At 69.5% G+C, this 8,467-nt stretch carries 8 protein-coding genes; 2 read left to right on the plus strand and 6 right to left on the minus strand.

What is annotated here, in order from left to right:
• The 3 genes from V7053_RS16480 to yczR all read right to left on the minus strand — a co-directional run.
• On the minus strand, nucleotides 1–896 hold an 896-nt coding region (locus V7053_RS16480; protein ID WP_334173358.1), incomplete at its 3' end, for an SPFH domain-containing protein.
• Nucleotides 897–939: 43 nt separating this feature from the next.
• Nucleotides 940–1,404 carry an NfeD family protein gene (locus V7053_RS16485; RefSeq protein WP_334173359.1) on the minus strand — a complete coding sequence of 155 codons (465 nt, stop codon included), beginning with the start codon at nucleotides 1,402–1,404 and terminating at the stop codon, nucleotides 940–942.
• 102 nt (nucleotides 1,405–1,506) lie between these two features.
• Nucleotides 1,507–2,907: a MocR-like transcription factor YczR gene (gene yczR, locus V7053_RS16490; protein ID WP_334173360.1), complete on the minus strand. Its 1,401-nt coding sequence runs from the start codon at nucleotides 2,905–2,907 to the stop codon at nucleotides 1,507–1,509.
• A 60-nt stretch (nucleotides 2,908–2,967) separates the two neighbouring features.
• Here yczR and yczE point away from each other — a divergent pair, with 60 nt between their 5' ends.
• Nucleotides 2,968–3,654 (plus strand): membrane protein YczE, encoded by a 687-nt coding sequence (gene yczE, locus V7053_RS16495; protein ID WP_334173361.1) that lies wholly within the window; start codon nucleotides 2,968–2,970, stop codon nucleotides 3,652–3,654.
• Here yczE and V7053_RS16500 read toward each other — a convergent pair.
• Nucleotides 3,632–4,477 carry a methyltransferase domain-containing protein gene (locus V7053_RS16500; RefSeq protein WP_334173362.1) on the minus strand — a complete coding sequence of 282 codons (846 nt, stop codon included), beginning with the start codon at nucleotides 4,475–4,477 and terminating at the stop codon, nucleotides 3,632–3,634. The two genes, yczE and V7053_RS16500, sit on opposite strands and share 23 nt — an antisense overlap.
• A 43-nt stretch (nucleotides 4,478–4,520) precedes the next feature.
• On the opposite strand from V7053_RS16500, the gene V7053_RS16505 reads away from it, so the two are divergent.
• Nucleotides 4,521–6,584 carry a S9 family peptidase gene (locus V7053_RS16505; protein ID WP_334173363.1) on the plus strand — a complete coding sequence of 688 codons (2,064 nt, stop codon included), beginning with the start codon at nucleotides 4,521–4,523 and terminating at the stop codon, nucleotides 6,582–6,584.
• Here the strand turns inward: V7053_RS16505 and V7053_RS16510 are convergent.
• Nucleotides 6,581–7,228 (minus strand): peptide deformylase, encoded by a 648-nt coding sequence (locus V7053_RS16510; protein ID WP_334173364.1) that lies wholly within the window; start codon nucleotides 7,226–7,228, stop codon nucleotides 6,581–6,583. The genes V7053_RS16505 and V7053_RS16510 overlap by 4 nt on opposite strands.
• A 10-nt stretch (nucleotides 7,229–7,238) precedes the next feature.
• Entirely contained in the window at nucleotides 7,239–8,120 is an 882-nt protein-coding gene (locus V7053_RS16515; protein ID WP_334173365.1) for a LysR family transcriptional regulator, read from the minus strand.
• Nucleotides 8,121–8,467: the final 347 nt, after the last annotated feature.

Below are 8,467 nucleotides of genomic sequence, written 5' to 3' on the forward strand. Positions count from 1 at the left end.
GGGCGGGCTGCCTGCCCGACGTTGCCGAGGACGCCGCCGATCCCCTTGAGCGCGTCTCCGACCTCGCTCGGGATGATCCAGAGCTTGTTGGAGCCACCTTCAGCGATCTTGGGCAAGGTCTGGAGGTATTGGTACGCGAGGAGCTTGGGATCCGGATTGCCTCGATGGATGGCCTCGAAGACCTTCTGGATCGCCTGGGACTCGCCGTCGGCCCTGAGGACCGCCGCCTTCGCCTGGCCCTCGGCTTTGAGGATCTGCGCCTGCCGCTCGCCCTCTGCCGTGAGAATGGCCGACTGCTTCGTGCCCTCGGCCGTGAGAATCAGGGCGCGGCGGTCGCGCTCGGCGCGCATCTGCTTCTCCATCGAATCCTGGATCGAATGGGGGGGCTCGATTGCCTTGAGCTCGACGCGCGAGACGCGCAGGCCCCAGCGGCCGGTTGCCTCGTCGAGGACACCGCGGAGCTGGCCGTTGATCTGGTCGCGAGACGTGAGGGCCTCTTCGAGGTTGAGCCCACCGACGACGTTGCGGAGCGTCGTGATGGTGAGCTGCTCGACGGCCTGGATGTAGTTCGCGATCTCGTACGTCGCCGCCCGCGCATCCGTGACCTGGAAGTACACGACAGTGTCGATGGAGACCACGAGGTTGTCCGACGTGATGACCGGCTGAGGCGGGAACGAGACGACCTGCTCGCGGAGGTCGAGGAGCGGCAGGAGCCGGTCGACGAAGGGTATGAGCAGGGTGAGCCCAGGGCTCAGCGTCCGCTGGTACTTGCCGAGGCGCTCGACGACGCCGGCGCGTGCCTGCGGGATGATGCGTACCGAGCGGCCGATGACGGTCGCCACGAACAGGACGAGCGCGATGACGACGACGAGAAGAAGAATTCCTCCAGCATCCATGGTTTCCCCTTTACGGTGGTCGGCTGCGGCTCGGGCGAGACCGTCAGCTTCTGTACGGTGAGGTCTCGCCGCCCGGCGCTACGACGGCGGTGGCCCCCTCGATCGCTACGACTTGGACGACGTCGCCCGGCAGGAACTCGCCCCGCTCGGCGCGAGCAGTCCACACGTCACCACCGATCTTGACGAGGCCCCTGCTGCTGTCCACGGCCTCCATGACTGTGGCACGGGAGCCGACCAGCCGATCGACGTTGGTGCGGATGTCCTCGATGCTCGGCCTCATGTGGCGCATGGCGACCGGGCGGACGAATGCGATCATGCCGACCGAGACCGCGGCGAAGACGAGTCCCTGCAGCCAGGTCGGACCGCCGAGGATGGCCGCCACGAAGGCCGCGAGGGCCCCTCCGCCGAGCATCGCGAAGACGAGGCTGAGGCTGATCATTTCGATCCCGCCCAGAACGAGGGCCAGGACGAGCCAGAGCATCCAAGCGTTATGCGCGATCCAGTCCACCGAACCCTCCGTCCCCCCGCTCCTTCCACTACCCTAGCCCAGCGGAACACCACCGAGGGGGCCCAGTGCATAACATATTCGCCACGGGAATCCAAGCGTTGTTCACACGGCGACGAGCGGCTCGTGGAGGCGACCGCGAACGTGCTTCTCAGCCGAGCGGCGGAGGGCCGCGATCGCGCCCGTGATGCTCTCGGGATTGTCCGTGAACGGGAGCCGGAGGCGTCCCTCGAAGGCGCCGTGCAGGCCGAAGCGCGGCCCGGCTGTCAAGGCAAGGCCCTCCTCCCGGGCACCCAGCACGAGCTCCGACGAGGACCATGGGGTACAGGCGAGCCACAGGGCCATCCCTCCATCCGGGTCCGGCGGGGACCATTCGGGGAACTGCTCGGCGAGGGCCGAACGCATCGAGCGGAGCCCCTCGCGCAGGCGTACGCGTCGCTCGGCGACCAGATCGTCCTCGCGAGCGAGGAGCTCGGCCGCGGCGAGCTGTTCGAGGATCGGAGTTCCTAGGTCAAGGTCGGCGCGGGACTGTGCGATGCGCGCAACGAGGGATCTGCTCGCGCGGATCCATCCGACGCGGAGGCCACCCCATGCGAGCTTGCTGAGTCCGCCGACGGTGACGACGGAGGGCGAGGACGCGGCGAGGGGTGCGCGCGGGCCGCGGCGGATGTCGAGCCACATCGTCGTCTCGTCAGCGACGATCACGGTGCCGTGGCGGTCGGCCGTCCGGGCAAGGAGGTCCCGCTCCTCCTCGGAGAGGCTCGCGCCCGTCGGGTTCTGGAAGTCGGGGATGACGTAGGCGAGGGCGGGCGACGCGTCCCGCAGGGCTGCTGCGACCTCGTTGAGATCCCACCCCGCCTGGGGGTCGACTGCGATGGGGACGGGCCTTGCGCGGACTGCAGAGAGCGCGTCGATTGCGTGCGGGTACGTGGGCTGCTCGATGATGACGCGGTCTCCGGGCGCGATGAGCGAATGTGCGAGGAGGGCTATAGCGTGCTGCGCGCCGGAGGTCACGAGGATCTGCTCGGGGTCGGTTGGCAGGCCGCGCCGCCGGAAGTGCTCGGCGACGGCCTCGCGGAGCCGCGGCAACCCCTCGATCTCATAGCCTGAGCGGTGCAGTTCGCCGCTGACGGCCGTGGCGGCCGCCACGATGCAGGCGGCGACCGGGCCAGCGGCTGGCATGGCCGCCTTGGTGAAGTCCCAGGCGATCCCCCGACCTTCAGGCTCTGCGGTGGGACGCGAACCGAGTGCCATATAGCTGCCAGCTCCGCGGCGGCTCTCGAGGGCGCCGAGCTCGCGAAGCCGGGCGTAGGCCGCTGACACTGTCGTCCGACTCACCCCGAGGACCCCCGCAAGTTCCCGCTCGGCTGGAAGCCGCGTTGCGTGGGCCAGCCTTCCGTCGAGCGCGACCACGCGGATACGGTCGGCAAGCGCCACATACGCTGGCCCTCCGAGGTGCCAGCGACCGAGCAGTGCCGCCAATCTTGTCGCTGTGATCGAAACCATGAGGCCAGTATCTCAGAATTGGCCCTATCACTCGAGGCCAATTCGCGATGAAGTGATGCCATGCAGCTTCATCGATTCCTTCGAAGCAGACGCCTTCCCGTTCGAGTTGTCCGCCTCTACAGCGGTCTCGCTGCCTACGGGATTGCGATCGCCTTCATCCTCCGCGCCGATCTCGGGGCGTCGCCGTGGGATGTCCTCGGCCAGGGTGTGGCCCGAACCCTCGGCATCTCGTTCGGAACCTCCACGATCGTGATCAGCCTCGCCGTCCTTCTCCTCTGGATCCCACTTCGCCAGCGGCTTGGCTGGGGGACCGTCTCGAACGCCGCGCTGATCGGCGTCTTCGCCGACCTGGGGCTCGCGTGGATACCCACAGCCACGGTCCTTCCGGTCTGGTCGCCCGTCGCGAAGGTGCTGTTCCTCGCGACGGGGCTGGCACTTCTCGCGCTCGCGTCGGCCCTGTACATCGGGGCAGGCCTGGGTCCGGGCCCGCGCGACGGGCTGATGACTGGCCTCGTCGCACGCACAGGCTGGCGGGTATGGGTCGTGAGGAGCGGGCTCGAGCTGTCAGCAACCGGCTTCGGTTGGCTCCTCGGCGGAACCGTCGGTATCGGAACGGCGGTCTTCGCACTGACCATCGGTCCGCTGATCCAGCTCGCGCTGCGATTGCTGGCCGTTGATCTCCCGTCGGGGCCAGTCCGCCCAGCCGTCCTGAAGGAAGCTCCGCTCAGCGTCGACGGAGCACGGTGACGTCAACGGCTCCCTCCGCCTGAAGCGGCCCGTGGGGGAGGCGGGAGAGCAAGTCAGCGCGCGTGACGTGGTGACCTGCCGGACCCATGAGGGCGAGGTCCGCCGCGGCCTCTGGGTCGAGCTCGAGGCCGAAGCGCACGGACCTCACCTCGACGCGATCGAAGTGCGCACCCGCCGAGCGTTCGACGTCGTCCGCCTTCCCGGGCGGGACATCGAGCATGGGGAGGACGTCCCGCAGCGCCGCCAGGTGGTCGGCCTGCGGCGTGACGACACACGCGACGCCGTCCTGCCGCAGCGCCCTGGCGAACTCCGGGAAGTTGCGAGGCGCGAAGACGTCGAGGACCGCGTCGACCGCGCCATCGGGCAGCGGAAGGGGTCGCCAGAGGTCCCAGACGACGGCGGTCGTCCCGGCCAGCTTCGCGGCCCTCCCCAGTGCGTGGCGGGACAGATCGAGGGCGACGGCGCGCGCACCCGGGGCGCGGGAGAGCAGGGCGGCGAGGTAGTACCCCGTGCCCGCCCCGGCATCGAGCGCCGCTCCGATCCGGCCGTCGTCGGTGAGGGCTGGGGCAGCGGCATCGGCGACCGCTGCGGCCACCGCCGCGTAATGACCCGCAGCCAGGAAGCGCTCTCGGGCTGCCACCATCTCCGCGGTGTCAGGCCGGAACCGGGTACCACGCCCCGTGAGGAAATTGATGTAGCCCTGACGGGCCGCGTCGAAGCGATGTCCTGCGGAGCACACGAGCGAACGCCCAACGCCGTCCGATGTGCGCCATCCGCCGGCGCACACGGGGCATCGGAGGAGCTCTTTCGCGGCGAGGGACACGCATTCCATGCTAGTCGCGGCAGTCAGGATTAGGCTTCACGGCGTGAAGCCCTGCCAACTCGATGCCATCGTGACCGTGTCCGCCCCCACCCTGCATCCCTCCGGGACGCGCTGCACCGTCGGTGCGACGCGGCCCGACTTCAGAGCCGACGCCACCGTCGGGCAGCTCTGGGAGGTTCCCCTCGACGGCGGAGCCCCGCGGCGCCTCACGCGCGGCTTCCGCGACACTGCGCCACAGTATTCGCCCGACGGTCGCTTGCTCGCGTTCCTGAGGGCAAGCCCGGGTGAGCGGCCGCAGCTCTTCATCGTCGAAGCCGACGGGGGTGAGCCTCGCGCCATCACTGACAGGCTTCTCGGGGTGGAGCACTTTGCATGGTCGCCGGACTCCCGGCGGATCGCATTCCTCTCGCGGGAACCGGAGGCCGGCCGCTACGGCAGCATGGACGGCGTCGGGCCCGGGGCGGAGGACCCGCGGCTCGTCACTGACCTCAACTACCGGCTCAACGGACGGGGCTACACCGGCGACCAGCGCACCCAGCTCTTCGTCGTGGTGGTGCCGGACGTCGGGGAAGAGCCCTTCATCGCGGCGCGCGGGCGCGCGAAGCAAGCCGAATCGAAGGTGGCAGAAGGCGCTGAGACAGGCCTGCCCGAGGCGCGTCAGCTGACGTCGGGCGGCATCGATCACGAGTTGGCCGTCTTCAGCTCGGACGGCGCCTTCGTGTACACCGTGTCGCAAGTGGACCCGACGGCGGTCGACACCCTCGGCGCCCACGTGGCCCGCACGCCGGTCCACGGCGGCGAGAGCAGCGTCGTCGAACTCGGGACTCAAGACGCAGCCTCGGTCCAGGCGGTCCGCGAAGCACCCGACGGCACCGGATTGTTCGTGCTGGCTTCCTCTCTCGGCGACTCCGGGACCGACTTCGTCGGCCGAAGCACCCACCTGTTCTGGCATGCTTTCGACGACGGCAGCACCGTCCGCCTCAGCGATGCCTACGAGGACGACTTCGGCGAAGCGCCCGCCGCGTTGCGCGTCGGCTCCGACGGCCAAGCGCTGGTGCTGGGACGGCACCATGGCGCCGTGCGCCTCGTCGGGTTCCGAACGGGTGGCGAGCGTGTCATCCTCACGGAAGGAGACGCGGTCGTCACGGGCGTCGACGCGGTACACGGCGACATCGTCGTCGCGTTCGCGGACGCGGCGACGCCCGGTGAAGTGGCTGCGGTCCGGAACGGCAGCCTCGAGCGGCTCACCGACTTCGCGTCCCTGCTCCGCGAGGAGACGCTGCCGCTCATTCCGCGCGAGTTCACGGGCCGGAGCGCCGACGGCACCCCCGTGCACGGCTGGGTCGTCCTGCCCGATGGCGACGGTCCCCACCCCGTGCTGCTCATGATCCACGGCGGCCCGTTCGCGCACTACACGGGCGCATGGTTCGATGAGGCGCAGGTCTACGCGTCGGCGGGCTACGCCGTCGTGATGTGCAACCCGCGGGGCTCCGCCGGGTACGGCGAGGACCACGGCAGGGCCATCAAGGGGCGCATGGGCACCGTGGACTACGAGGACGTCCTCGGGTTCCTCCACTCCGCGCTCGAATCCTTCCCTGCCCTCGACCCCGAACGACTGGGGATTCTCGGCGGATCCTACGGCGGATACCTCACTGCGTGGACGATCGCCCACGACCACCGCTTCCGGGCAGCCATCGTCGAGCGAGGGTTCCTGGACCCCGTCAGCTTCATCGGCTCGTCCGACATCGGCTGGTTCTTCCCGGGCGAGTACACCGGCTGGGATCCGCAGCAGATGGACGCCCAGAGTCCCATGGCGCGCGTTGGTCAGGTCGAGACTCCGTGCCTGGTGATCCACTCGGAGGAGGATTGGCGCTGCCCCATCGAGCAGGCCCAACGCTACTTCGCTGCACTCAAACTTCGGGGCGTCGAGACTGAGCTGCTCGTGTTCCCCGGAGAGAACCACGAGCTTTCCCGGTCAGGGACGCCCCATCACCGCAAGCAGCGGTTCGAGCACATCCTCCGATGGTGGGCGCGTTACCTGCCGACGTCGGCCAACCCCGGCGATGTCGCGGAGGGAGCGAAGGCGGTTGCGGGACAAGCGACCTAGAAGCCGAGCTCGCGGGCAGCGGCTTCGGGGGTCGGATGCGCCCAGCGCGCCGAGTATTCCTCGTTCGTGCTGAGCGACCGGATCTCGGCCTTGTCGAGGTAGAGCGTTCCCCCCAGATGGTCGGTCTCGTGCTGCACAATCCGAGCCTGCCAGCCGGAGAACTCGGATGTTCGGCGAGCACCGGCGGGAGTCGTCCAGCGCGCTTCGATGCGCGCGTGGCGGCGCACGACCGCGGTGTAGCCCGGCACCGAGAGGCATCCCTCGTAGAACTCGGCGCGCTCGTCTCCGACGGGCACGTAGCCGGGGTTCACCAGGGCGAAGAACGGCAGCGGCGTCCTGGCTCGCACCCGGACGACGTCTTCGTCGGTGGCCCACATGTCCTCGATGACCGCGAGGCGGAGGGGGAGGCCGATCTGCGGAGCAGCCAGCCCCACGCCGGGGGCGGCGTGCATCGTGCGGCGCATGACCTCGATGAGCGCATTGAGAAGCGCATCGTCGAGCTGGCCGTCGAACGGGAGAGCCTTCATCCGCAGTACCGGATGCCCCGCCTGGACAATGGGCGCAGGCTCCTGGGCGGCGACGATCTCGGCGGCGGTGTCGGCCAGTCGCGCGGCGGTCCAGCGGCTTTCGGGTGCGGGGCTCATGGTGCCAAGCCTAGATGCCGACGAGCCGCAGAAACTCCTCCGCCGAGCGCGGCAGCGGTGCTGCCGCGGACCAGACGGCCCTCAGCATGCGTCTCAGCTTGAGCGCGGGCATCGGAACCTCCACGAGCCGGCCGCTCCGGAGTGGAAGCTGGACGGCGAGGCGACTCACGACGCCGGGTCCAAGGCCCGCCGCGACGCTCGCCGCAAGCGCTGCGTTGCTCCCAACCTCGAAGCGCGGCCCGCTGCCGTACGGGGCGAGGGCTCGGTCCGCTGTCTGGCGCGTCCCCGAGCCGGGCTCCCTGACGACGAGACTCGCGGCCGCGACGTCTTCGGGTGAGATCGAGCCGTTCCGCGCCCACGGGTGGTCTGGACGTACGATGACGACGAGTTCGTCCGGGGCGACATCGAGATACCGGAATCCCGTCTGCACGGTCGGCCCCTCGACGAATCCGAGTTCGGCCTGACCGGAACGAAGGCGTTCGAAGACCTCGTCCGAGTTTCCGACGTCGAGGGTGACGCTCACGTCGGGGAGGCGTTGCTGTGCGGCCGCGAGCCACTGAGGCATGAGGTGCTCGGCGACGGTCATGCTCGCGCACACGTGCAGGGCGCCGCGGGGGCGTTCGAGGGCCTCGACGGCCCGCACTACGCTCTCTGCGGCTTCGAGGACATCCGCGGCGAGCCCTGCGACGACGCGGCCCCGGTCGGTGAGCTCGGTTCCGCGTGGCGTCCGCCGTGCGAGGGCGAAGCCCGCCGAGCGCTCCATCTGCTCCAGCGTTCGAGACGCGTTCGGCTGGGCCATCCCCGTTTCCCTCGCGGCAGCGCCGATGCTCCCTTCCGCCGCGAGGGCTGCGATGAGCCGGAAGTGCCGAAGATCCCAGTCGCGAACGGTCATATCGCCAGCATATGGGGTGGAGGGCGTTCGGCGTCGAACGGTGTCTGCGCTCCTCGCCGGCGCCTGCGTCAGGCAGAGAAATATTGGGGCGGTCGCGAGGCCCGGCAGCGGGTTCATGGCCTGCCCGAGAGACCTCGTTGACCGAGTACACCCGCGACTCCGCCGCGCGCCGACCAGCGCCATCCAGGGCTTCGGGGGCTGTCGGGCCTGGACCCTTCGGCTCGCTTCCACGTACCCGCGACGGCGAAAAGCGAGTACTGGGGAGGGCGGCGGTGGGCCGCGTAAACGAGTAGCGGCAAGTGTAGGCGCGGGGTCGAGTGGGCTGCCAAAGTCTTCCGCATCGGGCT

Origin of the sequence: Sinomonas sp., assembly GCF_036848755.1 — a bacterium.
Lineage (GTDB): Bacteria > Actinomycetota > Actinomycetes > Actinomycetales > Micrococcaceae > Sinomonas.

Excerpts from the sequence above, each read along its gene's own strand:
- V7053_RS16515 (WP_334173365.1), bottom strand. The coding sequence starts at position 8,120 with ATGACCGTTCGCGACTGGGATCTTCGGCACTTCCGGCTCATCGCAGCC.
- yczE (WP_334173361.1), top strand. The coding sequence starts at position 2,968 with ATGCAGCTTCATCGATTCCTTCGAAGCAGACGCCTTCCCGTTCGAGTT.
- V7053_RS16510 (WP_334173364.1), bottom strand. The coding sequence starts at position 7,228 with ATGAGCCCCGCACCCGAAAGCCGCTGGACCGCCGCGCGACTGGCCGAC.
- yczR (WP_334173360.1), bottom strand. The coding sequence starts at position 2,907 with ATGGTTTCGATCACAGCGACAAGATTGGCGGCACTGCTCGGTCGCTGG.